Raw genomic sequence first — 25,600 nt, forward strand, 5'->3', positions numbered from 1 at the left:
GCGCTGGGGCACCGCGCGCGCCGCGACGGCGGAGGCGAGACCGCCACGATTGCCACTAAAGCCACGACCGTCAGCGGGGTCGAACAGGCGTTCGACCATGGGCTATCGTGGGCGGATGGACCTCGCTCTCCAAGGATCCCTACTCGACCTCACCGACGAGATGACCCTGCGCGACGTCGGCACGGGGCTGCGTCGAGCCGAGCTCGGCAACGGCGCGTGGGTCGACGTGCGACCCGGGTGGCTGGCAGCCGGCGACGACCTGTTCACCTCCCTCCTGCGCGACGTGCCCTGGCACGCCGAACGTCGCCAGATGTACGACTCCGTGGTGGCCGTGCCCCGCCTGACCAGGTTCTACGGCGCCGACGAGCGTCTCCCCCACCCGATGCTGGCCATCGCTCGTGACGCGCTCAGTGCGCACTACGCGACCGAGCTGGGCGAGCCGTTCGCCACCGCCGGCCTGTGCCTCTACCGCGACGGCCACGACAGCGTCGCCTGGCACGGCGACCGGGTGGGCCGGTCGAGCAGCCACGACACCATGGTCGCCATCCTCTCGCTCGGGTCGGCGCGGGTGCTTGCCCTGCGGCCTCGCGACGGGGTCGGCGCCCTGCCCAGCGGCGTAAAGAGCTTGCGCTTCCCACTCGCCCATGGTGACCTCGTCGTCATGGGCGGGTCGTGCCAACGCCGTTGCGACCACGCCATCCCCAAGACCGCAGAGCCCGTCGGGCCCCGCATCTCGGTGCAGTTCCGAGTGGCGGGCGTCCGCTGACAGAGAGATGACCGGATGCCGCACAGCTCGACGCAGCCCAGCCCCACCTTCGCGTACTTCCTCGAACACCTCGCCGACGAGTCGGCCCGGTTCCGGGAGGTGCTGGCCGACGCTCGGGCGGGCGTGCGGGTGCCCACCTGCCCCGACTGGGACGCCGACGACCTGTTGTGGCACCTCGGTGAGGTGCAGTGGTTCTGGGGCGAGATCGCCGAGCGAGGCCTGACGACCGGCGAACAGGTCGAGGCGATGAACGCCGACCGCGACCCCCGACCCGCCGACCGCGACGGACTGCTCGCCTTCTACGACCGGTCGAGCGAGCGGCTGCACCGGGTGCTGTCGGGCCTCGCGCCCGAGACCGAGCTGTGGATGTGGGCCGACGACCACACGGCCGGCTACATCGCTCGTCGTCAGGCTCACGAGGCACTCATCCACCGCCTCGACGCCGAGCTGACCGCCGGTGTTGAGCGCTCGCCCTTCGACCCGGCACTGGCGGCCGACGGCGTCGACGAGGCCCTGAACGTCATGCGCGGGCACGAGGACGACCCTGACGAGCCCGGTATCCGGTCTACGCCCCTCGGCCGGCCCGTCGTCATCTCGGCGGTCGACACGATGCACAGCTGGACCGTCACTCCCCTGCGGGTCCTCGGCACCGACCACGACGGCGAAGCGCTCGACGAACCCGCCTTCGGGGTCGAGCAGGGCGCCGTCGGCGACGCGACGACCGAGATCTGCGGCACGGCAGCCGAGCTCGACTGCTGGCTGTGGAACCGACCGGCGATTGGCGAGATCACCCGTCGGGGCGACGAGGCCACCCTCGCTGCCGTCGACCGGGTGATCGACGACTCGCTCGACTGACGACTCGCTCGACTGACGACTCGCTCGACTCACGACTCACTCAGCCCACGCTGGTATCAGGTGAAACACACCTGATACCAGCGGCGCTCGCCGGTCAGGCGTCGCGAAGGGCGCGGTTGACGGCGGAGACGACAGCCTTGAGGGAGGCTGTGACGATCGACGGGTCGACGCCGACCCCCCAGAGCACCCGTTCGCCGACCGCGCACTCGACGTACGCTGCGGCGCGGGCGTCGCCACCTTGTGACAGTGCGTGCTCGGCATAGTCGAGCACCCTGATGTCCGGGGTGTCTGCCACCCGCGACAGGGAGTCGACGAACGCCGCGATGGGGCCGTTGCCGCTGCCGGTGACGGTGACCGTCCTCCCGCTGTCGTGGATCGTGGCCTCGACGGTGCTGACCCCGTCGACGGTCGAGTCGGTGACGATGTTGACGAGGTCGAAGCGGCCCCAGTGCGACTCGGCGTTCGGCAGGTACTCGTCCTGGAACTTCGCCCACAGCGCCGCCGGCGCCACCTCGCCGCCGTCCTGGTCGGCGCCGCGCTGCACGACCCCCGAGAACTCGATCTGCAGCCGACGGGGCAGGTCGAGCTGGTGCTCGCTCTTCATGATGTAGGCGACGCCGCCCTTGCCCGACTGGCTGTTGACCCGCACGACCGCCTCGTACGAACGCCCGAGGTCGTGCGGGTCGATGGGCAGGTAGGGCACACCCCAGACGAGCTCGTCGATAGCCTTGTTCTTCTTGGCCGCCTCGGCGTCCATCGCGTCGAAGCCCTTCTTGATCGCGTCCTGGTGCGACCCGGAGAACGCCGTGAACACGAGGTCACCCCCGTAGGGGTGGCGTTCGCCGACGGGCAGCTGGTTGCAGTACTCGACGGTGCGGCGCACCTCGTCGATGTCGCTGAAGTCGATCTGCGGGTCGATGCCCTGACCGAAGAGGTTCATCCCCAACGTGACGAGGCAGACGTTGCCGGTGCGCTCACCGTTGCCGAACAGACAGCCCTCGATGCGGTCGGCGCCGGCCAGATAGCCGAGCTCGGCGGCGGCCACGCCGGTGCCGCGGTCGTTGTGCGGGTGCAGCGACACCACGACCGACTCTCGACGGTCGAGGTGGCGCACCATCCACTCGATCGAGTCGGCGTAGACGTTGGGGGTCGCCATCTCGACCGTCGCAGGCAGGTTGACGATCATCTTGCGGTCGGGGCTCGGGTCGACCACGTCGATCACCGCGTTGCAGATGCGCACCGCGAAGTCGAGCTCGGTGCCGGTGTAGCTCTCGGGCGAGTACTCGTAGTACACCTGCGTGTCAGGAATCGTCTGCTCAAGCTTGCGGCACAGCCGCGCGGCCTGCACGGCGATGTCGATGATGCCGTCCTGGTCGAGGCCGAAGACGACCCGGCGCTGCAGGGCCGAGGTCGAGTTGTAGAAGTGCACGATGGCCTGCTTCGACCCGGCGATCGCGTCGTAGGTGCGCTCGATGAGGTGGTCGCGGCACTGCGTCAGCACCTGGATCGTCACATCGTCGGGGATGTGCCCGCCCACGATGAGCTCGCGGCAGAAGTCGAAGTCGGTCTGGCTCGCCGACGGGAAGCCGACCTCGATCTCCTTGTAGCCCATCTTCACGAGCAGCTGGAACATGCGCAGCTTGCGCTCGGAGTTCATCGGGTCGATAAGGGCCTGGTTGCCGTCGCGCAGGTCGACCGCGCACCACCGCGGCGCCGCCTCGATGCGCTTCGTCGGCCAGGTGCGGTCAGGCAGGTCGAACGGCATCTGCTCGTGGAACGGCTGATACTTCGTGAACGGCATCCCGGAGGTCTGCTGCGGGTGGATCATGGCTCTGCTCTCTCGTCGGTGTCTCGCTCGGTGTCCGGCCGGACACGGGAAACTCCGCGACGAGGAGGGCCGGGGGTCAGGCCTCGTCGCGGCAGAGAAGAAGGAGGCTCACCGCACGCACATCAGCACCGTATGCCGCTGAGCCGGTTCGCGTCCACCCCTTGGGACCGCCGCCCGCATCCTGAGACCGGGCCTCCAGCGCCACTGTCTGGCGCTCAACCGAACGGGGGGCGTTGGCCGGCAACGGAACCCCGAGTGCCGGGTGGGTCGGTCACCCCGTAGTTGCGGTCGTCGCGGGCCGGCCCGACCGCGCTCAGAACAAACGGGCAGCAGGTGCCAGGCCGGCCGCGTCGAAGGCCGACGCCTCCTCGGGCGTCAGCTCGGAGTCAGCTTCGACCAGGTCTCGAGCCATCGTCGGGCGTCGGCCGGGTTCATCCGGTCGACGAGCTGGTGAGGTGTCTCGACATCACCGGCAGGGATACTGAGCGCCCGCCAGGCGACGACCCGCTCCACCGCGGCATCCTTGTCGTCGTCCACCGACCACGACACGGCCCAGACCCAGCCTGGGGCCTGGGCAGGGGTCGAGCCCGGCGCCCCCCTCGGCGATCGGAGCCGTCAGACGCTGGGCGTGGTGTGGGTGCAGCCCGGCCTGCGCGAACGCCGCGACCTCCTCCCCGGTGCGGCCCTCGTGGCGCCAGCCTTCGACGGCCGCTCGCTGAGACGTCGATAGATGACTCAGCACGCCTGCCTCGTCGAACCTGAGCAGCTCACGGGCCGCCCCGACGGCGATGCCGGGCGCGGCGTCGGCGTCATGGTCGTCGCGCACGTCGCGCACGTCGCGAAGCAGACGGAATACGTTCAGCACCAATGACATTCCGAGGCCGGGCCAGGGCGAGCGCAGCAGCCACAGCCGACCCGGTGGAGCGCCGGGCAGGCCCGCACGGCGTGCGTTCTCGTTGAGCTCGGCGAGCACCTCCGTGTTTCGCCCCGGCGGGTGCGGCACCAGCTACCGGCGACGACTCGGCATCTCCAGGCGTGTGCCGATGCCCGGCAACCGGTCGGGCAGCCAACCGCGGTGCTCGAGGGGCCACACCGCGGGCAGCAGCTCGAGCTCGGGGTTGGCAGCGAGAGCACGCCAGCCCGCCCCGCGCAGATCAGCCGGCTGCTCACTCATCCGGCGCGTCGGCGGCCGACGGCGCGTCGGCGATCTCCTCCTCGGGGCGCGGCGGCACCGTCTGGTCCTCCTCGAGAACCTCGAGCTCGTGGTCAGGCTGCTCGACCATCTCGTCTCCCTCGTCGGTGCCGATTCGCTGCCACGAGTCTAGGCCCGCCGCCTCGCGATCGCCGATGCCTGCGCACCTGGATCGGCACCCGACCGAAGCCGAGCACCGCAAGCCCCTAGAAGCCCAGCCGCTGCATCTGCTTGGGGTCGCGCTGCCAGTCCTTGGCCACCTTGACGTGCAGGTCGAGGTAGACCCGCTGGCCGAGCAGGGCCTCGATCGCCGTGCGCGAGCGGGTACCGACCTCGCGCAGGCGAGAGCCGCCGCGACCGATGATGATGGCCTTCTGGCTCGAGCGTTCGACGAACACGTTGACGCGCACGTCGAGCAGGGGGCTGTCGTCGGGGCGGCCCGCACGGGGCAGCATCTCCTCGACCACGACCGCCAGCGAGTGCGGCAGCTCATCGCGCACGCCCTCGAGCGCGGCCTCCCGCACCAGCTCGGCGATCATGACGATGTCCGGCTCGTCGGTGAGCACACCGTCGGGGTAGAGCTGCGGTGAGAGCGGCAGATACGAGCTGAGCAGGTCGCGCACCTGCGTCACCTGCTCTCCCGAGACGGCCGAGCAGGGAATGATGGCGTCCCACTCCCCCAGCCGGTCGATGGCGATGAGGTGTTCGGCGACCTTCTCGCGGCTGACCCGGTCGGTCTTGGTGGCAATGGCCACGACCGGGCGTTTGCGCACCGACCGCAGCTCACGCAGCTCGTTCGCGATGTAGGCGTCACCCGGCCCCGGCCGCTCGTCGACCGGCAGGCAGAACCCGATGACGTCAACCTCGAGCAGGGTCGCCCGCACGAGGTCGTTGAGCCGCTCTCCCAACAGCGTGCGCGGCTTGTGCAGACCGGGCGTGTCGACGAGAACGAGCTGAGCGGCATCCGTGGTGGAGATACCCCGGATCGTGTGACGCGTCGTCTGCGGCTTCGAGCTGGTGATCGCGACCTTCTGCCCGACGAGGGCGTTGGTCAGGGTCGACTTGCCGGCGTTGGGTCGGCCGATGAGGCAGGCGAACCCAGCCCGGTAGGAGTCGGGCCGGCCTCCCACCGCAAGCCCAGTCAGCCCATGCTCGGATCCGGCGTCAGAGCCGGAATCGGGGCCCGAGCCCGCGGGCCCATCGTCAGTGCTGGCCATGAGCTGCCTCGGTTTCGGTGTCCACGTCGTCAGTCTCCTTCGTTTCGGCCCGGCCCACGATGACCGACGCGACCCGGTGTCGACGACCGGCCATCCGCTCGGCGGTGAGCGTCAGCCCCGCGACGGTCGCCGACGACCCCACGATCGGAACCCGGCCGATCATCTTGGTCAGCAGTCCGCCGACCGTGTCGACGTCCTCCTCCTCGATCTCGACGTCGAACAGCTCGGCCAGGTCGTCGATGTCCATCGACGCAGGCACGCGCAGGGTGCCGTCGGGAAGGTGCTCGACCACGGGTGCGTCGCGGTCGTGCTCGTCGGAGATCTCGCCCACGATCTCTTCGATGATGTCCTCGATCGTGACCAGCCCCGCCGTGCCGCCGTACTCGTCGACGACGATCGCGAAGTGGGTCTGGTCGAGCTGCATCTCGCGCAGCAGGTCATCGACCGGTTTGCTCTCAGGTACGAAGTGCATCGGGCGCATCACCTCGGCGGCCAGGTGCTTGGCGTCGTCGGGGGCGGCGTTGAGACGCCGGGCGACGTCCTTGAAGTAGAGCAGGCCGCGCACGTCGTCGCTGTCGTCGCCGACGACGGGGATGCGCGAGAAGCCCGACCGCAGGAAGAGCGACATGGCGCTGCGCAGCGTCTTGTCGGCGTCGAGCACGACCATGTCGGTGCGGGGCACCATGACCTCACGGGTCACGGTGTCTCCCAGCTCGAACACCGAGTGCAGCATCTCGCGCTCATCGGCCTCGATGACCGCGGAGTCACCGGCCAGGTCGAGCAGGTCACGCAGCTCGGACTCGGTCTGGAACGGCCCGTTCGTGTAGCCCGCCCCCGGCGTGACGGCGTTGCCGAGCACGACGAGCAGCTTGGCGATCGGGCCCAGCACCCGACGCAGCCCGACCGCGAACGGGGCGGCCCAGAGCGCGACCGTGTCGTAGTTCTGGCGGCCGAGGGTGCGGGGCGAGACCCCGACGATGACGAACGAGACCACCGCCATGATCGCAATGCTGATCAGGGCACGCCACCAGGTCGCCTCGAACTGCCCGGCGACGGCGAGCGTGACGAGCACCGCAGCAGTGGCCTCGGCGACCACGCGCAGAAAGGCGATGACCGCGAGATAGGCCGGTGAGTCGCCGACGACGGTGATCAGCGACTTGGCTCCTGACCGACCCTCCTCGAACAGCTCGTGCGCCCGCACTCGCGACATGCGGAAGATGGCTGCCTCGGAGGCAGACAGCAGGAAGGCGATGACAATGCTGATCAGCGCCGGGAGAACCAGTTGCGGGAGCATCTCGGGAACGGCGCTCAGTCGCTCGGTCGGTTGCGGCTGGCGAGGAAGGTGAGCAGCAGCTGGCGCTGCAGCTCGAACATCTCCCGCTCCTCGTCGGCCTCGGCATGGTCGTAGCCGAGCAGGTGCAGGATGCCGTGGGTGGTCAGCAGCAGCATCTCCTCGACCGCGGCGTGACCCGCTTCGAGCGCCTGCTTGGCCGCGACCGACGGGCACAGCACGATGTCACCGAGGGTGCCCTCCTCCGGATCCTGGCCTTCGCGCCCGGGCCGCAGCTCGTCCATCGGGAAGCTCATGACGTCGGTCGGGCCGGGGAGGTCCATCCACTGCACGTGCAGCACCTCCATCGCCGGCTCGTCGACGAGCTTGATGCACAGGTCGGCCTGGGGGTGGACCTTCATCTCCGAGAGCACGTAGCGAGCACACGCGAGAAGCTCGAGCTCGTCGACCTCGGCATCGGTCTCGTTGAGCACGTCGATGCTCACGCGCGTGACTCCTTCGCCGACAGCTGCGCCGACGTTGACCTGGCCGGCCGCGCCGAACCGGCGGCCTGTTCTGCGCCGCGCCGACGCGTCTCGGTACGCACGTCATCACGCTCGTAGGCCTCGACGATCGCGCTCACCAGCCGGTGCCGCACGACGTCGTGCGAGGTGAGCTCGGCGAAGTGGATGTCGTCGACGTCGCCGAGGATGTCGCGCACGATGCGCAGCCCCGACTTCGTGCCGCCGGGCAGGTCGACCTGGGTGATGTCGCCGGTGACGACCATCTTGGAGCCGAAGCCGAGGCGGGTCAGAAACATCTTCATCTGTTCGCTGGAGGTGTTCTGGGCCTCGTCGAGAATGATGAAGGCGTCGTTGAGCGAACGCCCGCGCATGTAGGCGAGCGGCGCCACCTCGATCTGCCCTGAGGCCATCAGCCTCGGGATCGTCTCGGGGCTGACCATGTCGTGCAACGCGTCGTAGAGCGGTCGCAGGTACGGGTCGATCTTGTCGTTGAGGGTTCCGGGCAGAAAGCCCAGCCGCTCTCCGGCCTCGACCGCCGGCCGGGTCAGGATGATGCGGCTCACCTGCTTGGCCTGCAGCGCCGCCACGGCCTTGGCCATCGCGAGGTAGGTCTTGCCCGTGCCGGCCGGACCGATACCGAACACGACGGTGTGCTGGTCGATGGCGTCGACGTAGCGCTTCTGGTTCAGGGTCTTGGGCCGGATGGTGCGGCCCCGGTTGCTCACGATGTTGAGGGTGAGCACGTCGGCCGGTCGCTCGGCCGTCTGGCTGCGCAGCATCCCGATCGAACGCTCCACGGCGTCACGGTTGAGCGGCTGCCCGGTGGCCACGATGGTCAGCAGCTCATCGACGAGCCCGTCGATGATCTCGAGCTCACCGGCGGGCCCGGCGAAGCTCATCTCGTTGCCACGCACGTGGGTGTCGACGAGCGGGAACTGCCGCTCCAGGGTGCGCAACAGCTCATCTCGCGGGCCGAGCAGGGCCACCATCTCGGTCGGCGGCGGCACCTGCCGAAGCAGAAGGGAGCCCACGGTGGCGGCGGCCGGACGCTGACGGCGCTCGTCGGCGGGGGTGGCAGGCGTGAGATCGGGGTTCACGGGTTCGGCATCAGTCATGTTGCCCCTGATTCTACGGTCCCTGGGTCGCTGCCCTCACCAGGAAATCGGCGAGATCGGCGCTCTGCTGCACCCGGGAGGGCTCGTGGACGTACATCATGTGCCCGGCCGGGTAGTAACGGTGCTCGATGTTGGCCGTCAGCGCGGCCGGCAGCTGCAGGTGCGCGATCACGTCCTGGGCCGCGAAGTAGGGGGTGGCGCCGTCGTACCAGCCGTAGGCGACGTGCACCTGAAGGTGCGGGTTCTGGCGCATCGCCCTCTCGAGCAGCGGGGAGACGTCGATGGGCCGGCCCTCGAAGTCCTTGAACGACCAGGGGTGAACGCGTGAGCTGATCTGCTCGTAGTGGAGGTCGCTCTCGTAGCCGAGCTCGTCGCGGACGTAGTGGTTCCAGGCCGCGGCGTACGGCCCGGCGATCGCGTCCATCGACGGGTCGGCATCCATCTCCTCCGCAATCGCTCGGGCGGCCGGCCCGGTGAACCGTCCGTCGAGTCGACCCACGCTCAGACGGTCGTCGCGCAGCAGCTCGGTGAAGTAGCGCCAGTGCTCGATGCGCAGGTCGGCCCGGTCGACGTAGGCCGGCGTGAGGCCGCTGAGCCGGGCGAGGGTGGCCACCGCGTCGCTGCGTTCGGATGCCGTGAGCCGCGACCCGCGACCGAGCACCCACGGGTAGTCGCGGGCCGCGTAGGCCTCCGCCTCGGCCAGCACGTCCTCGAGCGGGCGGCCCGGGTGGCGACCGTGGACGTGCGCGATGGCGGCGTAGGTCGGCAGGTAGAGGGCGTGCGCCCGGTCGTTCCGTTGCTTCTCGAAGTCGACCGAGCTCAGGTCGAGCACGCTGGAGATGAGGATGAGCCCGTTGAGAAACATGCCGTAGCGATCCTGCAGGTGAGCGGTCAGGGCGGCCCCGCGCAGCGTGCCGTACGACTCCCCGGCGACGAACTTCGGTGACATCCAGCGACGGTTGCGCGAGGTCCAGAGCCGGATCAGCTCGCCGACCGACTCGATGTCCTTCTGGTAGCCGTGGTACTCGCCCGGCTTGCCGCCCTCGACCGACCTCGAGTAGCCGGTGGAGACAGGGTCGATGAAGACGAGGTCGCTCACCGCGAGCAGCGACTCGGCGTTGGGTACCAGCTCGTAGGGTGGCGGCGCGAGCGCATCGACATCGCCACTGACGACCCGGCGCGGCCCGAGCAGACCCAGGTGCAGCCAGACGCTCGAGCTGCCGGGGCCGCCGTTGAACGCGAACGTGACCGGTCGCGTGCGTGGGTCGGCGTCGTCCAGCACATAGCTCGTGATCGACAGCTCTGCCCGGGCCCGGTTGCCGCCGAACGTGCCGTCGGTGTGCTCCTCCTCGCGCAGCACGATGCGACCGGTCGTCGCCGTGTACTCGAGGCGAAGCCCGCCCACCTCGAGCGCGTGGTGGGTGGTGACGGTGTCGTCTACCGGGTCGGGCTTCTCGGCGGCCGATGTCACGCCGGTCGCCGAGACGCCTTCGGGCTTCTTCGCTGCCGTGTCGTCGGTGTTGGGGGCCACGTCAGAGCCCCAGCCCGTGGTCGGAGAAGTCGACCCCGCCCAGCACATGAGCGTGAGCGTGGAAGATGGTCTGTCCGGCTCCGGCGCCGGTGTTGAAGACGAGCCGGTGGTTCTGGGCCACCCCCTGCGCCTGCGCGACCTGCGACACCATCGCGAACAGGTCGGCGAGGTCGTCGCTCGAGGCCGCGGCCAGCGCGCCGATGTTGGGCTCGTGGCGCCGGGGAACGACGAGCACGTGCACCGGAGCCTGCGGGCTGATGTCGCGGAACGCGATCGATCGTTCGCTCTCGGCCAGCAGATCGGTGGGCAGGGCGCCGGACACGATGCGGCAGAACAGGCAGTCTTCGCTCATCCCCGAACTGTAGAGAGGTCAACCCGAAGCCGCACCCGCGCGTCTTGAGTCCGTGAGAGCGTTGGGCATGGCTGAGAGCGAGCTGGGTGGTGCCCACCCTGGGCAGCGGCGGTCGGTCGGCACCGGTCCGGTCGGGTCTACCGGTGGTACTGCGCCGGCGAACGTGTCGGCCGACCGTGGCATCGCCGACCTCTACACCGCCCACTGGCATCGGCTCGTGCGTCTGGCCTGGTTGCTGTTGCGCGACCAGCTGGCGGCCGAGGACGTCGTGCAGGACGCCTTCGTGGCCACCCACCGCCACTGGAGCTCGATCCGCGAGGGCGGCCGGGTGGTGGGCTACCTACAGACCGCGGTCGTCAACGGCTGCCGATCGGTGCAACGGCACAGCGTGGTCGTCAACCGGCAGAACGTCAAGGACGCCGCCGCGGCCGATGCGCCCGGCCGGGCCAGCCTCGACAGCGCCGAGGCCAAGGTCATGGATGCCGTCGAGCGCGAGGCCATGATCGATGCCCTGGGCACCCTCCCGACCCGCCAGCGCGAGGTGCTCGTGCTGCGCTACTACGCCGACCTCAGCGAGGCCCAGATCGCCGCCGCCCTCGACATCTCAGCAGGCACCGTCAAGGCGCACGCCCATCGTGGGCTCAGCACGCTCCGACGCTCGATGACCGACCACACCCCTCACGCCCAGCCTTCTGAGCGCTCGAACGACCCCACGGAGCAGTCATGAACCCCGACGAGCAGGTCCCCCACGAGCGCGCCGGGAGGGCGCCCCGCCACCCGGCATCCGTTGACCCGGTCATGATCGGCTCAGAGCTGCGCGACGTCGAGATCGGTCTGCGCACCGCTCTGCACGACGAGGCCGAGCGCATCACCCCAAGCAACCGCCTCGACGCCATTCTTGCCGCCGGTCGGGTGGAGGCGAGCACCGCCCGCGGCCACCGCCGCTGGCTGCTGCCCGTCGCAGCTGCCGCCGCCGCCGTCGTCGTCGTCGGGGGCGCCCTGGTGGTGGGCAGCCGGCAGACCTCCCCACCTCCGGTGGTCGGCGGGCCGACGGGCTCGGTCAGCACCTCGTCGTCCGGGCCGGTCACGCCCTCCACACAACCCACTGCCACCGGCCCCTCGACCGTGCCCACCCAGACGGCCTCCCAGCCGGTCGTGGTCCCACCCGTCTCACCGCCTCCGGCCACCACCTCGCCCACGACGTCCGTGCCCCCGGCGGTGGTACCCACCTCGGTGCCCGTCTACTACGTCGGCACGCGCCTGGGCAACGACGTGCTGTTCCGGGAGTTCGTCGTGGCCGCTGTGGCGAAGCCGGTCTCGCCGACCACCAAGGTCGAGGCCGCCGTACGCACCGCCATGGGCGGGGTACCTGACGGCTCCGGCTACCAGCCCCGGTGGCAGGGCGTCGACCTGGTCGGCTCCGAGGTGAAGGCTGACGGCATCCGTCTCACGCTCTCGCGCGGCCTCAGCGGGTTGTCGAGCACCCGTGCCTCGGTCGTCGTGCAGCAGCTCGTCTGGACCGCTCAGGCGGCCGCGGCCCAAGGGCTGCTACCGGTCACGTTCGCCTTGGCCGACGGTGGCGACACCGTGGCACCGGGTCAGCCGGTGGGTCGCACGTACAACCGCCCCACCGACCCGGCAGCCGTGTACTCACTTCTCTCACCGCTGTGGATCGACAGCCCGGCCCGCGGTCAGGTCATCAAGGCGGGCACCGCGGTCAAGGTGACCGGCGTCGCGAGCACGAACGAGGCGAGCGTGACGTGGCAGCTGCTTCAGGGCACGAAGGTCGTCGCCAAGGGCGCGGTCCAGGCTGACAAGACGGCCCCGGCGCGGGGCGGTTTCTCGGTCCCGCTGGGCAGGATCGACGCCGGCGAATACAGCATCAGGGTCTACGAGGAGAGCGCGAAGGACGGGTCGGTCAGCGCCCAGCAGCAGCTGCCCTTCACCGTCAAGTAGGGCAAGGCCGGTTGACGGGTGGGCCGTGCGGGTTCACCGCCAGCGGTGCCGGGCGCTGAGCACGGCCAAGGCGGCCGGGCCGGCCGACGACGCCCGCAGGATGGTGCGACCCAGTCGCACCGGCCTCGCCCCGGCGGCCACGAGGGCCTCGAGCTCACGCTCGCTGATGCCACCTTCGGGGCCCACCACGACGAGCACCTCGCCCGCGTCGGGCAGCGGAACGCTCGACAGCGCAGGAGCGGCATCCTCGTGCAGCACCAGCGTGAGGCTGCTGCGGGTGACCCGCTCGACGAGGCCGGCCAGGTCGACGGGGGCGGCTGTGAGCGGCATCCGGGATCGGCGCGACTGCTTGGTCGCTCGAGTCACCACCGCCTCCCACCGCGCCAGCGACCGCGCCACCCGGTCGGGGCGCCACACGACGACGCTGCGCTCCGCCTGCCAGGGCACCACCTCGTCGACGCCCAGCTCGGTGGCCGCCTCGACGGCCTGCTCGTCACGGTCACCTTTGGCCAGGGCCTGCACGAGCACGAAAGCCGGCGATGCCGCAGGTTCGTCGCTCACCTCGACCACGACGCCATTGACGACCGAACGCTCGACGGATGCCGCCTCCACGAGCACCCGACGGCCGTGACCGTCAGAGACGTAGAACTGTTGACCCGCGCGCACCCGGACCACCGTCGCCGCGTGGCGGCCCTCGGCGCCGTCCAGAACGATCGGCTCCCCCACCACGGCAGCCCGCACCACCGCCGGATCCCCCAGGAAGAGCAGGTGGGTCACGGGTGTCGGCTTCGGCGGGTCAGGCGGGTCAGCGGCCTCACTTGTCCTTGAGCGCGTCGCGGATCTTGCCGAACAGCCCCTTGTTCGGCTGCAGCCGACCCTCAGGGCGTTCTTCTCCCCGAAGGGTCGCGAACTGCCTCAGCAGCTCGGCCTGCTCGTCAGTGACCTTGGTGGGCGTGAGCACGTTGGCGTGCACATGCAGGTCGCCGCGGCCGCCATGACGCAGGTGGGTCACGCCCAGACCGCGCAGGGTCATCACCTCGCCGGTCTGGGTGCCGGCACGAATCTCGAGGTCCTGCATACCGTCGAAGGTCGTCAGCTTCATCGACGTGCCGAGGGCCGCCGCCGCCATCGGCAGCGGCACGGTTGCGTGCAGGTCGTCGCCGCGCCGGGTGTAGGTGTCGTGGTTCGCCACCTTGATCTCGACGTAGACGTCACCGGCCGGACCGTTGCCCGGGCCCACCTCACCCTCGCCGGTGAGCTGGATGCGGGTGCCGGTGTCGACGCCCGCCGGCACCTTGAGCTTCAGGGTGCGACGCATCCGCACCCGGCCGTCGCCCGAGCACTCGTGGCAGGGGTCGGTGAGGGTGGAGCCGAACCCCTGGCAGTTGACGCACGGACGGGAGGTCATGACCTGCCCGAGGAAGCTGCGCTGCACCTGCTGCACCTCGCCGCGTCCCTGACAGATCGGGCACGTCTGGCGGCCGGTGCCCGGCTGAGCACCGTCGCCACCACAGGTGGAGCACCCGGTCGCCGTGTCGATGACCAGCTCCTCCTCGGAGCCGAACACCGCCTTCGACAGGTCGAGGTCGAGGCGCACGAGGGCGTCCTGTCCTCGCTGGACGCGGGCGCGCGGGCCGCGCCCGCCCGCGGTGGCGCCGGCGCCGAAGAACGCGTCCATCACGTCGCTGAACGAGAAGCCCTGGCCGGCGCCGCCTGCACCTGCGCCGGTGGCGAACGGGTCGGCGCCCATGTCGAACGACTGGCGCTTCTCGGGGTCGGAGAGCACCTCGTAGGCCTGCGACACGCCCTTGAACTCCTCCTCCGCGTCAGCGCCGGGGTTGACGTCGGGGTGCAGCTTTCGGGCCTGGCGGCGGTAGGCCTTCTTGATCTCCTCCTGGCTGGCGTTGCGGGAGACACCGAGCACGGCGTAGTAGTCGTTCAAGCGGGTAGTCCTGTCAGTGCGGTTGGTGCGGTCGGTTCGGCTGGTTCGGGTCAGATCATGGGGACGAGGAGGTGTGGGGACTCAGGTCTGGGCGTGGTGGCCGGGCGCGGTGGGCGCCGGGTCGGTCACAAGGGGCCTCACGTCGACGAGTTCTGGTCGAGGATCTCGGAGACATAGCGGGCCACCGCTCGCACCGAGGCCATCGTGGTCGGGTAGTCCATGCGGGTCGGCCCGAGCACGCCGAGGCTGGCCACCCGCTCGACGCCCGAGCCGTAGCCCATGGAGACGAGCGAGGTCGACTGCAACCCGCTGACGGGGTTCTCGGCGCCGATGCGCACGGAGACGAGGTCTGGTTCGTCGGTCAGCTGCCCGAGCAGGCGCAGCAGTACGACGTGCTCCTCGAGGGCCTCGAGGATCGGGCCGATCGAGCGGGGGAAGTCGGAGCCGGCGCGCGCGAGGTTGGACTGGCCGGCCAGCACGACGCGCTCCTCCCGCTCCTCGACCAGGGCGTCGGCGAGCGCCGAGACGACGGTGCGCAGAACGGGGCGGTCGGCTTCGTCGGCGGTGTCGACCAGCGCTCGGAGGCGGGTGGCCGCCGCCATGAACGGAACTCCGGAGGCGACCTCGTTGATCGAGGAGCGCAGCCTCGAGACGACCGCGTCGCCCTCGGCGACCGACAGCGCCGGTTCGATCTCGATGACGCGCTGTTCGACGCGTCCGGTGTTGACGATGAGCACGACCATGAGGTGGCGAGGACCCAGTGGCACGAGCTCGATGTGGCGAACGGTCGAGCGGGTCAGCGACGGATACTGCACCACGGCCACCTGACGGGTGAGGCTCGCGAGCAGCCGCACCGTGCGGTCGACGACGTCGTCGAGGTCGACGGCGCCCTCGAGGAACTGGCTGATCGCACGCTTCTCGCCCTGGCTGAGCGGTTTGATGGCGCTCAGCCGGTCGACGAACACCCGGTAACCGGCGTCGGTGGGAACCCGCCCGGCCGAGGTGTGCGGCGCGTGGATGAGGCCCTCCTCCTCGAGCAGGGCCATATCGTTGCGTACGGTCGCGGCGCTCACCCCGAGGTGGTGACGTTCGACGAGGGCCCTGCTGCCCACCGGCTCGGAGGTGTGGACGTAGTCCTGCACGATCGCGCGCAGCACCATCAGTCTGCGTTCGTCGCTCATCTCACCCTCCTCCCGTTCTGGCACTCTCTCGATTCGAGTGCCAAGTCTACGACGCTGCGGCGTCAGTTCCGATTTCACCACGGTATGCCGCCCTCCCGTCGATCTGAGTGCAGCATTCGTTCTCGACAACCGCGCTGGAACACCGAGTTCGAGAACGAACGCCGCGTTCAGATGCCGGGTGGGGTGGGAGGCGGCGTGGGGTGGGGCGGCGCGGGTAGGGCGGCGCGGGTAGGGCGGCGTGGTTGGGGCGGGTGTCCGCGTGGCGCAGACACCTGGGCGTGACGACGGCCTACGCTCACTGATCGTGTCGCTGCCACCACCCCGTCCGACCGATCGCTACGGCGCCAACGTGCTCTCCGGTGACTGGAAGGCGCCCAAACAGGGCCGGTCGACCCCGGTGGCCGCCGAGCGCGACCTCGTCGTCGAGGATGTCGAGACCGGCTGGGTCGGCGCTGTCGTGCGGGTCGAGAAGGCCGGTGGGCTGCATGTCGTGCACCTCGAGGACCGCCGCGGGCGCACCAAGGGCTTCCCGCTCGGTCCGGGTTTTCTCATCGACGGGCGACCTGTCACGCTCACGGCGCCGAGAGCGGCATCCACGGCGGCGCTGGATGCCGCTCGGCAGGAGCAGGCCCGTACGGCCAGTGGGTCGGTGGCCGTGCACGGAGCCCGGGCCCGGGTCGCGAGCGGCTCGCGCCTCTACGTCGAGGGCCGCCACGACGCCGAGCTCGTCGAGAAGGTCTGGGGCGACGACCTGCGCGTCGAGGGAGTCGTCGTCGAGCTGATGGACGGCGTCGACGACCTCGCCGGCATCATCTCCGAGTTCGGACCCGGACGAGGGCGACGGATGGGGGTGCTCGTCGACCACCTCGTGCCCGGCACCAAGGAGGCGCGCATCGTGCAACAGGCCCGTGCGCTGCCGGGAATCGCGAACGACGTGCTCGTGCTCGGCCACCCCTACGTCGACGTGTGGCAGTCAGTTCGACCCGAGCGACTCGGCTGGGAGCGCTGGCCGGTCATTCCCAGGGGAACCTCGTGGAAGCACGGCATCTGCGCCGCCCTGGGCTGGCCGCACGACACCCAAGCCGACATCGCCCGGGCCTGGAAACGCATTCTCGGCACCGTGCGCACCTACTCCGACCTCGAGCCCACCCTGCTCGCCAGCGTGGAGGAGCTCATCGACTTCGTCACCGCGCCGAGCACGTGACCGGCCCGGTCACTGCTTGACGTAGCCCTGCACGTCGGCGATCAGGTGCGACCCCTTCGAGGTGAAGAGCCGGACCGTCCCGTCGGAGCCGACCTTGGCCAGCACCGAGTTCGCCACTGCGCGCCCGGTCGTGTAGTTGAGGTTGGAGGCCACCGGCCGGGTGGCACCGGACGGGTAGGCCGTCTCGTACCCTTCGCCCTGAGGGGAGTCGACCGTCAGCGTCAGCATGACCGCCTTGACGCCGGTGGAGGGCACCCCACCCACCCCGGTCACCTTCAGGCTCACCGTCCCCCCTGCCGACACCGCGCCGGCCCGAGAGGTTCCGGCGCCCGTGCGGGTGTCGAGAACGCGCGCGGGCGTTCCGGCCACGACGTCGGACGTACTGGGGACCCAGCCGAGCACGTCGGCGAGCAGGTGTGACCCGGCCGACGTGCCGACGCTCACCTTGCCCCCTGCCCCCACCTTCGCGACGACCAGCCCGGCCACCACGTCGCCGGCGGAGTAGTTGAGGTTCGAGGTCGAAGGCTGGCTGGTACCGGCCGGCCAGACCGTGGCGTAGCCCGCCTTCGACGGTGTGACGGCTGTGACGTTGAGCACCACCGCTGCCGCGTTGCTGGGCACCCCGCCGCGACCGGCCACGGTGAGGTCGACCCGGGAGCCCGCCGCCACCGGCCCGGTGCCTGCGCCCAGGCCCAGTCTCGTGTCGAGCAGTCGTGTCGGGCTGAGCGTCGACATCATCTGGGTCGAGGCGTAGTAGCCGGCCACGTCGACCACGACATCGGAGTCGGCTGAGCTGTAGACGCGCACCTTGCCGTCGTAGCCGACCTTGGCGATGACCTGGTTGGCGATGGTGCGACCCTTGGTGTAGTTGAGGTTCGACGAGGTGGGTCGTGAGCCGCTGTCGGGCCGGACGGTCAGGTAGCCGGCCCACTGGGGGGCGACGGCCGTCACGTTGAGCACCACCGACTGCACGCCTGCGCTCGGCAGCCCGGCTCGACCTGCCACCTGCACGGCGATCTCGGTGCGGCCGGTCACCTGGCCCCGGCTCGCCCCCAGGCCCACCCGGGTGTCGACGAGCCGCGCCGGCGTGATCGCCTGGTAGGGCGCCGGCCCAGGGGCAGGAGGCGCGACGTCCTTGAGGTGGATGAAGCCCTGCGGCCACCGTCCGCCGGTGCGGGTGATCTTGCGCCACCGGAAGTCGCCACCCCAGTTGTCCTCGGAGACGTAGATCTCCGAGGAGGACACGACCCGCTCGACGTAGGCCACGTGGCCCGACGACGAGAACGAGCTGTCCCACCAGGCTACGGAGCCGACCGTCGGCGAGTCGTTCGTCTGGCTGGCGAGGGCCACCCCCCAGTTGAGGGCGTTGCCACGAATTGCGGCAGGCCTGGTGCTCGACATGCCGTTGCGGATCATCCGGTAGGCCACGTAGTTGGTGCAGTTGTGGCCGCTGTACTGCGACCAGTAGCTCGTCTGGTAGACGGCGTCGTACCCGTCGTTGCCGTAGCCGGCGGCCTTGCACGGCGAGAAGCTGGTGCAGAGCACGATCCACTCCGACGAGGTCGCGTTCTGCACCGGGTCGACCATCGGAGCGGGCTCGGGGCCCTGAACCGACTGCGGGCTCTCCTGTTCACTCGTCACGGAGTGGTCGCCCGCCCCGACGTGGTCGTCGGCGACGGCCGAGGTGGCCGGGCCGACCCCCGCCACGAGGGCCAGAACGGTGCTGACGACGAGCAGGCCGACGCTGCTGCGCCGCCTTCTCGGTCGGCGCGGGGCGGGGCGTACGTCAAGATCAGTCACGACATCTCCAGAAGTTGGGTGCTCCCGGGACAAGGTAGTCAAGTCAACACGCCGTGTGTGTCTTGAGTCGCAACAATCTTTCTGTGAATCCTGAGTCGTAGCGTGACGGATGTGGTAGCCCCTCAAAGACCGGCGTACCGGACATGACGGACCTTGCCGACGTCAGCGCTTCCGACGGGGTGCCATCAGCGTCTCGACCAGGCGTCGTTTCAGCCCCGCGAACGGGGGATAGATCAGGGCTGTCGTGTCGACTCGGGTGGGATGGGTCAGCACCCCCTTGGCGTGCGTGAACGTCTCGATCGAGGCCCTGCCGTGATACGCCCCCATGCCACTTGGCCCCACGCCACCGAACGGCAGATCGGGCACCATCAGATGGGCAAGTGGGATGTTGACCCCCAGAGCACCGGAGGAGGTCTCACGCTCGAAGCGCCGCCGGGTGGACGAGTCCGCCGTGAACAGATAGAGGGCCAGGGGCCGGTCCCGGTCGTTGATGAAGTCGATGGCCCCGTCGATGCCGGCCACCTCCACCAGTGGCAGCACCGGGCCGAAGATCTCCTCCTGCATCACGCCGTGCTCACGCGTGACGCCATCGAGCACCGTCGGCTCGATGTAGCGGTGACGGGCGTCGGTGCCGCCTCCCGAGACGACGAGCGACGGCTCGATGAGGCCGCACAACCGGTCGAAGTGACGCCCGTCGATGATGCGGCCGTAGTCGGGCGAGGATGCCGGGTCGTCACCGAAGAAGTCACCGATCGCCTTCGACAACAGCGGCTTCAGACGATCGAGCACCTCGCGGGTGGCGAGCACGTAGTCGGGCGCCACACAGGTCTGGCCGGCGTTGGTGAACTTGCCCAGCACGATCCGGCGGGCCGCCACCTCGAGGTCGGCGCTGTCGTCGACGTAAGTCGGTGATTTGCCGCCCAGCTCGAGGGTCACCGGGGTCAGGTGCTTCGCCGCGGCCTCGAGGACGATGCGCCCGACCGTGCCGTTGCCGGTGTAGAAGATGTGGTCGAAGCGTTCGGCGAGCAGCGCCGTGGTCTCGGGCACCCCACCCTCGACCACCTGCACGGCGTTCGGGTCGAGATGCTCTCGGAGCAGCCGGGCCAGCGCGTGCGAGGTCGCGGCGGCCACCTCGCTGGGCTTGACGACGACGGCGTTGCCCCCTGCGATGGCGCCGGCCAGCGGCGCGAGCGCAAGCTGCACGGGGTAGTTCCACGGGGCGATGACCAGCACGACCCCCAACGGCTCTCGAACGACGCGGGCCCTGGCGAAGGGCAACGTGACCGGAACGGACACGCGCTCGGGCCGCAACCACGACCGCAGGTGCTTCAGGAGGTGGTCGATCTCGTTCACGGTGAACCCGATCTCGGTGATCATCGCCTCGGTGCGGCTCTTGCCGAGGTCAGCCGCCAAGGCGTCGCAGAGCACGTCGGCGCCATCGACCAGCAGCCTCCGCAGCGAGCGCAGCTGACGTTCGCGCCACTCGAGCGGTTTGGTGGCGCCGCCGACGTAGGCGTTGCGGGCGCGGGCGACGGCGGCGGCGGCGGCGGCGGCGGCGGCAGCATCCATTCCCCTCAGGTCGGGCGAGGTGCGGTCGGTCTCGAGCGTGGTGTCGGTCATCAGGTCCTTCTCGTCACGGAGCCAGCAGTCGGTGGACAACGGTGTCGGCGAGCAGGCGCCCCCGTCGGGTGAGCACCACCCGACCGCTGGAGAGCGCCGACGTGCCGTCGACGAGCCCGTCGGCGATGAGGCCGGCCACGGCCGTGCGACCAGGGCCCCGCACCTCCTCCAGCGGCAGACCCGAGACCAGCCTCGACCCGAGCAGCATGCGCTCGTCGTGACGTTGCTCGGCGGTCAGCGTCTCGCGGGCGTGAGCGGGCGATACCGCGTCGGCCAGTCGCGCGGCGTAGGCACTGGGATGTTTGACGTTCCACCAGCGCACCCCGCCCACGTGACTGTGTGCGCCGGGCCCGATGCCCCACCAGTTGGTGCCCGACCAGTAGGCGATGTTGTGCCGGCACCGGGTGGCCGGTGACCGCGCCCAGTTGCTGACCTCGTACCAGCCCAGGCCGGCGGCGGTGAGCAGCTCGTCGGCCAGCTCGTACTTGTCGGCCTCGTCGTCGTCGTCGGGCATCGCGACCTCCCCACGGCGCACCTGGGCGGCCATCTTGGTGCCGGCCTCGACGACGAGGGCGTAGGCCGAGACGTGGTCGGGCGCCAGCGCCACGACGGCGTCGAGGCTGCGCCGCCAGTCGCTCAGCGACTCCCCCGGCGTTCCGTAGATGAGGTCGAGACTCACTTGTAGCCCCGCGTCGCGGGCGGCCGACACGGCCCGAGCCACGTTGTCGGGGTCGTGGGTGCGTTCGAGGGTGGCCAGCACGTGCGGCACGGCCGACTGCATCCCGATCGAGACCCGGGTGAACCCTCCCTCCGAGAGCTCTCGAAGCGAGTCGGGGGTGACCGAGTCGGGGTTGGCCTCGGTGGTGACCTCGACGTCGGACGCGAGGCCGAAGCGCTGCCGGATGCCGTCGAGCACCCTGACAAGGTCAGCCGAGGGCAGCATGGTCGGCGTTCCTCCACCAACGAAAACCGTTGACACGGTTGGTGACTGGTCACCCAGCACCGTGCGCGCGAGGTCGACTTCTCGGAGAGCGACGTCGGCGTACGTGTCGACCCCCACCGCCGCACCGTGCGGCCCTCGACCGCCGAGCTCGGTCACCGTGTAGGTGTTGAAGTCGCAGTAGCCACAGCGCACCGTGCAGAACGGCACGTGCACGTAGATACCGAGGTCGATGTCGGCCAGCCCCTCGAGCGCGCTTGCCGGGAGACGTCCCGACGCGGGCGCAGGATCACCGTCGGGCAGGGCTGAAGGCGACATGGTCACCATTGTCTCAGGACCATCGACCGGTCAGAGCCGCTCGGTCGCCTGGCCCCCGTCACTGAGCCCTCGGGTGCCGAGGGCGCGCCGAAGGGCGAGGCTGACGTAGACGAGCCCGACGAGAGCAGGCACCTCGATCAGCGGCCCGACGACCCCTGCGAGGGCCTGGCCGGAGGTGGCGCCGTAGGTGGCGATCGCGACGGCGATGGCCAGCTCGAAGTTGTTGCCCGCGGCGGTGAACGCCAGTGTCGTGGTGCGGGCGTAGCCGAGGCGCAGGCCGGCGCCGAGGGCGAACCCGCCCCCCCACATCAGCGCGAAGTAGACCAGCAGCGGTAGCGCGATCCGCGCCACGTCGGAGGGCCGGGAGGCGATGGCCTCCCCTTGGAGCGCGAAGAGAGTCACGACGGTGAACAGCAGCCCGTAGAGGGCCCACGGGCCGATCCGGGGCAGGAATGTTGCTTCGTACCAGTCGCGCCCGCGGGCTCGTTCGCCGAGCCGTCGGGTCAGGTAACCGGCCGCCAGGGGCACGCCGAGGAACACCAGCACCGACCGGGCGATGGCCCACGTGGAGGTGTCGAGCCCGGCCTGCTGGAGGCCGAGCCAGCCCGGCAGGACCGAGAGGTAGAACCAGCCGAGGGCCGCGAACGCGACGACCTGGAAGAGCGAGTTCAGCGCGACCAGCACCGCGGCCGCTTCCCGGTCGCCGCAGGCCAGGTCGTTCCAGATGATGACCATCGCGATGCAGCGGGCCAGTCCCACGATGATCAGGCCGGTGCGGTAGGCCGGCAGGTCGGGCAGGAAGACCCAGGCCAGGGCGAACATCAGCGCGGGCCCGATCACCCAGTTGAGCAGGAGCGAGGAGACCAGCAGGCGCTGGTCACCCGTCACCGACCCGAGCCGGTCGTAGCGAACCTTGGCCAGCACCGGGTACATCATCGCCAGCAACCCGAGCGCGATCGGCAGCGACACCCCGTCGACCTGCACCGCAGCCAGCGCCTCACCCAGGCCGGGCACCCCTCGGCCGAGCAACAGCCCCCCTGCCATCGCCAGCGCGATCCAGACCGGCAGCAGCCGGTCCAGGGGGGACAGCCGCGCCAGCACGGGCGCTTCGGCTGTGTCAGTCATGCCGTGAACCGGTGGGCCGGCTGCACGACCACACCGGCCGCCGGTGGTTCTTGGGGCCGCCATAAGCCCTCCTGACATTGACGTTCGTCGATGTATCGACCGTCACTGATGCATCGACGTTTGTCAATGCTCGTGCGAGGATCACCCGTATGACCTCGACCGCCACCGCAGCCACCGCGACCCCGCCCCGCACCTCGCCTCCGGCCCGAGGTCGTCGAGAGTCTGGCGTCCGCCCTGAGGGTTGCTGCCCGACGGTCACCGGCGGCGGGCTGGCGGAGGTCGAGGCCGAACGTCTGGCCAGGTCGTTCAAGGCCCTCGGGGACCCCACCAGGGTGCGGCTGTTGTCGCTGATCGCCGCTAGCCAGAGTGGCGAGGCCTGTGTCTGCGACATGACCGACGTCGTCGGTCTGTCGCAGCCGACCGTGTCGCATCACATGCGCCAGCTCGTCGACGTCGGGCTCGTCACCCGTGAGCAGAGGGGTAGGTGGGCCTACTACGCCATCGTCGGCGACGCCCTCGCCGGCCTGCGCCTCGACCTCGGTGTCGTGCTGAGCACCGGTTCGTAGAGCCGCCAGCGCGGCCGCGACCCCCGGGTGGTCACGGCTCTGGTGCGGCTCGCCTATCGTCGAAGGATGAGGTCACCGAACTGGATCGAGCTCGCGGGCGTCGTCAACATGCGCGACCTCGGCGGGCTGCCCACCGAGGAGGGCGACGTCGTGCAACCCCGCCGGCTGCTGCGTTCGGACAACCTGCAAGACCTTCCGGTCGAGTCCGTGCGCTCGCTCGTCGACGGCTACGGCCTCACCGACGTCGTCGACCTGCGCACCGACGTGGAGGTGGTCAGAGAGGGTGACGGACCGCTGCGAGCCCTGGCCAGGGTGCGCCACCACCACTTCACGCTCTACCGCGACTCCTCGCCTGAGAGCGGCATCCCCGCGGCCGAGCGTCCCCTGCCCTGGGAGGTTGACGAGCAGGCCGAGCGCTCCGAACGCGCCGCGACCCCTGCGGCTCATCGGCCCGCCGCCCCCAGTCACGACGAGTTCTGGTCGAAGCACTACCTCTCCTATCTCGAGCAGCGGCCCGACTCGGTCATTGCCGCTCTGCACGCGATCGCCGACAGCCGCGGCGCCGCGGTCGTGCACTGCGCGGCCGGCAAGGACCGCACCGGCACCATCGTCGGGCTGGCCCTGAAGACGGTCGGCGTGCTCGACGACGAGATCATCGCCGACTTCGCGGCCTCGGCCGAGCGGGTGCCGCTCATCCTCGAGCGGCTGCGCAGCCGGCCCGCTTACGCCGCGAACCTGCGCGACAAGACGGTGGCGCAGCAGTCGCCCACCACCGACACGATGCGGCTGCTCCTGGGCACGCTCGAGCAGCAGTACGGCGGGGCCGAGAACTGGCTCGCCGACCACGACTGGACCTCTCGAGACACCGATCGCCTGCGCCGCAAGCTGCTCGCTCCCTGAAGGCCCAGCCGTCAGCGGTCTGGTCGCCCGCCGCAGACCGGTCAACCAGCGTAGGTGCCGAAGCTCCACGAGTTGCCTTCGACGTCTGCAATGGAGAAGCCGCGGGAGCCGTAGTCGGTGTCCTCCATCGGGCGCACCACCCGTGGCCCCCAGTCGCTCCGCCCGCGTGAACACCGTGTCGGGGTCGTCGCAGACGACGTAGACCGTGGCCGCACCCGCACCGGAGACGAAGGTGTCGTCACGCTTGGCGCGGCTGCTCACCATCACCCGGCCTCCTTCGGGCCAGAGCATCTCGCTGTGCTGCACGTGCCCGTCGGAGTCCTCGACGAGGTCACCTTCGGTGAAACCGAGCCCGAGCAGCCAGGTGCGCGCCGCATGAGGGTCGTCGTAGCTGAGGCCGACCCAGACGTTGTGGTCGGTGCGGGTGGATGCCGGCGTGTTCTGGGTCTCCATGCCGCCCAGTCTGGGCGACGTCACGCCGGCCGTCTTGGACGAATGCGCAGTCGCCGGCCCTCCCCTACCGCATTCGAGGTAGTCAGCGACCACCAGTGGTCGCTGATTACCTCGAACCGAACGTTTGATCAGGGGTTGGCGAGCGTGTCGTCAACGCGCCACTGCGTCGGTGACGTGCCGGCGAGGTCACGCCAGTCGCGGTTCATGTGGGCGTGGTCGGACCAGCCGCACCGGAGGGCGACCTGGGTGAGCGGCATCCGACCCGACGACACCAGGGGAACGGACCGCTCGAAGCGGCGCACTCGGGCCGCTGCCTTGGGCGTCACCCCGAGCTCGGCCCGGAACTGCTGCTGGAGGTGGCGCATCGACCAGCCGACGACCTGCGCCACCTCCCTGATCGGCGCAGCCCCCCGCGACACGCCGATCAGCCGCCACGCCTCGGCCAGCTCGGGCGCAGGCGGGCGGGGCTCGCTCAGCCTGTCGAGCAGCGAACGCTCTACGAGGTAGAACCGCCTTTGCCACGAGTCGGTCTCGTGCAGCCGGTCCCGCAGCTCAGCGGCCTCGGCGCCCATGACGTCCTGCAGCTCGAACGAGCCCTCGGCGAGCTCTGCCGCCCGCACCCCGAAGAGGGCTCTCAGCGCCCCCGGACGCATCGCCAGCTGGATGCCGTGCTGGTTGCCGTCATGATGGATGTGGGTCGGGCCGGTCGCGAGGCCGGCGAGCACCGAGTCGAAACGCCTCGGCACCGGGCTGCCCGGGTCGGAGAGCGTCAGCGCGTCATCGAACGGGATGACCAGCGTGACGGTGCTCGACGGCATCCCGATGTGCACCCCAGCCGGGAACCCCGCGAGGCGGTAGCCCACCACGCGGTCGGCGAACGGCGCGAACCGTGCGCTCGGAACGTGCTCGTGGTGCTCGGCCGTGAGGGTCACAGCTCACCGTACG

Annotated in this window: 24 protein-coding genes; 7 read left to right on the plus strand and 17 right to left on the minus strand. The window is 70.1% G+C overall.

What is annotated here, in order from left to right; genetic code table 11:
* Positions 1-115 precede the first annotated feature (115 nt).
* Complete coding sequence (locus BA895_RS09415; protein ID WP_070191643.1) at positions 116-766, plus strand: alpha-ketoglutarate-dependent dioxygenase AlkB; 651 nt, start codon at positions 116-118, stop codon at positions 764-766.
* Positions 767-781: 15 nt separating this feature from the next.
* On the plus strand, positions 782-1,621 hold the full coding sequence (locus BA895_RS09420) for a maleylpyruvate isomerase family mycothiol-dependent enzyme (protein WP_070191644.1): 840 nt from the start codon (positions 782-784) through the stop codon (positions 1,619-1,621).
* Positions 1,622-1,715: 94 nt separating this feature from the next.
* Here the strand turns inward: BA895_RS09420 and leuA are convergent, their stop codons facing one another.
* From leuA to BA895_RS09460, 9 genes are all read right to left on the minus strand, one after another.
* Positions 1,716-3,449 carry a 2-isopropylmalate synthase gene (gene leuA / locus BA895_RS09425; RefSeq protein ID WP_070191645.1) on the minus strand — a complete coding sequence of 578 codons (1,734 nt, stop codon included), beginning with the start codon at positions 3,447-3,449 and terminating at the stop codon, positions 1,716-1,718.
* A 466-nt stretch (positions 3,450-3,915) separates the two neighbouring features.
* The gene (locus tag BA895_RS23495; RefSeq protein ID WP_139142591.1) at positions 3,916-4,452 is read right to left on the minus strand and encodes a hypothetical protein; all 537 of its coding nucleotides are present in this window, start codon (positions 4,450-4,452) and stop codon (positions 3,916-3,918) included.
* Between the two features lie 3 nt (positions 4,453-4,455).
* The gene (locus BA895_RS23895) at positions 4,456-4,623 is read right to left on the minus strand and encodes a hypothetical protein (RefSeq protein WP_175442287.1); all 168 of its coding nucleotides are present in this window, start codon (positions 4,621-4,623) and stop codon (positions 4,456-4,458) included.
* A 224-nt stretch (positions 4,624-4,847) separates the two neighbouring features.
* Positions 4,848-5,858 (minus strand): GTPase Era, encoded by a 1,011-nt coding sequence (era, locus tag BA895_RS09435; protein WP_083283162.1) that lies wholly within the window; start codon positions 5,856-5,858, stop codon positions 4,848-4,850.
* The gene (locus tag BA895_RS09440) at positions 5,845-7,152 is read right to left on the minus strand and encodes a hemolysin family protein (RefSeq protein WP_070191647.1); all 1,308 of its coding nucleotides are present in this window, start codon (positions 7,150-7,152) and stop codon (positions 5,845-5,847) included. Before BA895_RS09440 ends, era begins: the two co-directional genes overlap by 14 nt.
* Before the next feature lie 14 nt (positions 7,153-7,166).
* Positions 7,167-7,634 carry an rRNA maturation RNase YbeY gene (gene ybeY / locus BA895_RS09445; protein WP_070191648.1) on the minus strand — a complete coding sequence of 156 codons (468 nt, stop codon included), beginning with the start codon at positions 7,632-7,634 and terminating at the stop codon, positions 7,167-7,169.
* The gene (locus tag BA895_RS09450) at positions 7,631-8,767 is read right to left on the minus strand and encodes a PhoH family protein (RefSeq protein WP_139142592.1); all 1,137 of its coding nucleotides are present in this window, start codon (positions 8,765-8,767) and stop codon (positions 7,631-7,633) included. Before BA895_RS09450 ends, ybeY begins: the two co-directional genes overlap by 4 nt.
* A gap of 13 nt (positions 8,768-8,780) precedes the next feature.
* Positions 8,781-10,298, minus strand: a complete 1,518-nt coding sequence (locus tag BA895_RS09455) for a S10 family peptidase (RefSeq protein ID WP_070191649.1) — start codon at positions 10,296-10,298, stop codon at positions 8,781-8,783.
* 1 nt (position 10,299) lies between these two features.
* The gene (locus BA895_RS09460; RefSeq protein WP_070191650.1) at positions 10,300-10,650 is read right to left on the minus strand and encodes an HIT domain-containing protein; all 351 of its coding nucleotides are present in this window, start codon (positions 10,648-10,650) and stop codon (positions 10,300-10,302) included.
* Positions 10,651-10,717: 67 nt separating this feature from the next.
* Between BA895_RS09460 and BA895_RS09465 the strand changes: the two genes are divergently transcribed.
* A complete protein-coding gene (locus BA895_RS09465) occupies positions 10,718-11,377 on the plus strand; it encodes an RNA polymerase sigma factor (RefSeq protein ID WP_083283164.1) in 660 nt (219 codons plus the stop codon).
* Positions 11,374-12,606, plus strand: a complete 1,233-nt coding sequence (locus tag BA895_RS09470; protein ID WP_070191651.1) for a Gmad2 immunoglobulin-like domain-containing protein — start codon at positions 11,374-11,376, stop codon at positions 12,604-12,606. Before BA895_RS09465 ends, BA895_RS09470 begins: the two co-directional genes overlap by 4 nt.
* Before the next feature lie 33 nt (positions 12,607-12,639).
* Here BA895_RS09470 and BA895_RS09475 read toward each other — a convergent pair whose 3' ends face one another.
* The 3 genes from BA895_RS09475 to hrcA all read right to left on the minus strand — a co-directional run bounded on the left by BA895_RS09475 (position 12,640) and on the right by hrcA (position 15,729).
* Positions 12,640-13,383: a 16S rRNA (uracil(1498)-N(3))-methyltransferase gene (locus tag BA895_RS09475; RefSeq protein WP_070191652.1), complete on the minus strand. Its 744-nt coding sequence runs from the start codon at positions 13,381-13,383 to the stop codon at positions 12,640-12,642.
* 37 nt (positions 13,384-13,420) lie between these two features.
* Complete coding sequence (gene dnaJ, locus BA895_RS09480) at positions 13,421-14,548, minus strand: molecular chaperone DnaJ (RefSeq protein ID WP_070191653.1); 1,128 nt, start codon at positions 14,546-14,548, stop codon at positions 13,421-13,423.
* Between the two features lie 137 nt (positions 14,549-14,685).
* A complete protein-coding gene (hrcA, locus tag BA895_RS09485) occupies positions 14,686-15,729 on the minus strand; it encodes a heat-inducible transcriptional repressor HrcA (RefSeq protein WP_070191654.1) in 1,044 nt (347 codons plus the stop codon).
* 304 nt (positions 15,730-16,033) lie between these two features.
* Here hrcA and BA895_RS09490 point away from each other — a divergent pair, with 304 nt between their 5' ends.
* Positions 16,034-16,933 (plus strand): DUF3097 domain-containing protein, encoded by a 900-nt coding sequence (locus tag BA895_RS09490; protein ID WP_254666404.1) that lies wholly within the window; start codon positions 16,034-16,036, stop codon positions 16,931-16,933.
* A gap of 9 nt (positions 16,934-16,942) precedes the next feature.
* Here BA895_RS09490 and BA895_RS24800 read toward each other — a convergent pair whose 3' ends face one another.
* From BA895_RS24800 to arsB, 4 genes are all read right to left on the minus strand, one after another.
* Complete coding sequence (locus BA895_RS24800) at positions 16,943-18,733, minus strand: CHAP domain-containing protein (RefSeq protein WP_070191655.1); 1,791 nt, start codon at positions 18,731-18,733, stop codon at positions 16,943-16,945.
* A gap of 162 nt (positions 18,734-18,895) precedes the next feature.
* A complete protein-coding gene (locus BA895_RS09500; RefSeq protein WP_083283231.1) occupies positions 18,896-20,353 on the minus strand; it encodes an aldehyde dehydrogenase family protein in 1,458 nt (485 codons plus the stop codon).
* Between the two features lie 13 nt (positions 20,354-20,366).
* Positions 20,367-21,611: a radical SAM family heme chaperone HemW gene (gene hemW / locus BA895_RS09505; protein WP_070191974.1), complete on the minus strand. Its 1,245-nt coding sequence runs from the start codon at positions 21,609-21,611 to the stop codon at positions 20,367-20,369.
* Positions 21,612-21,641: 30 nt separating this feature from the next.
* Positions 21,642-22,736 carry an ACR3 family arsenite efflux transporter gene (gene arsB / locus BA895_RS09510; protein WP_070191656.1) on the minus strand — a complete coding sequence of 365 codons (1,095 nt, stop codon included), beginning with the start codon at positions 22,734-22,736 and terminating at the stop codon, positions 21,642-21,644.
* A gap of 149 nt (positions 22,737-22,885) precedes the next feature.
* Between arsB and BA895_RS09515 the strand changes: the two genes are divergently transcribed.
* A complete protein-coding gene (locus BA895_RS09515) occupies positions 22,886-23,302 on the plus strand; it encodes a helix-turn-helix transcriptional regulator (RefSeq protein ID WP_083283165.1) in 417 nt (138 codons plus the stop codon).
* 66 nt (positions 23,303-23,368) lie between these two features.
* Complete coding sequence (locus BA895_RS09520) at positions 23,369-24,202, plus strand: tyrosine-protein phosphatase (RefSeq protein WP_070191657.1); 834 nt, start codon at positions 23,369-23,371, stop codon at positions 24,200-24,202.
* Between the two features lie 581 nt (positions 24,203-24,783).
* Here BA895_RS09520 and BA895_RS09530 read toward each other — a convergent pair.
* Entirely contained in the window at positions 24,784-25,587 is an 804-nt protein-coding gene (locus tag BA895_RS09530; protein ID WP_070191658.1) for an AraC family transcriptional regulator, read from the minus strand.
* Between the last annotated feature and the right edge of the window lie 13 nt (positions 25,588-25,600).

The organism is Humibacillus sp. DSM 29435, assembly GCF_001758225.1.
Classification (GTDB): Bacteria; Actinomycetota; Actinomycetes; order Actinomycetales; family Dermatophilaceae; genus DSM-29435.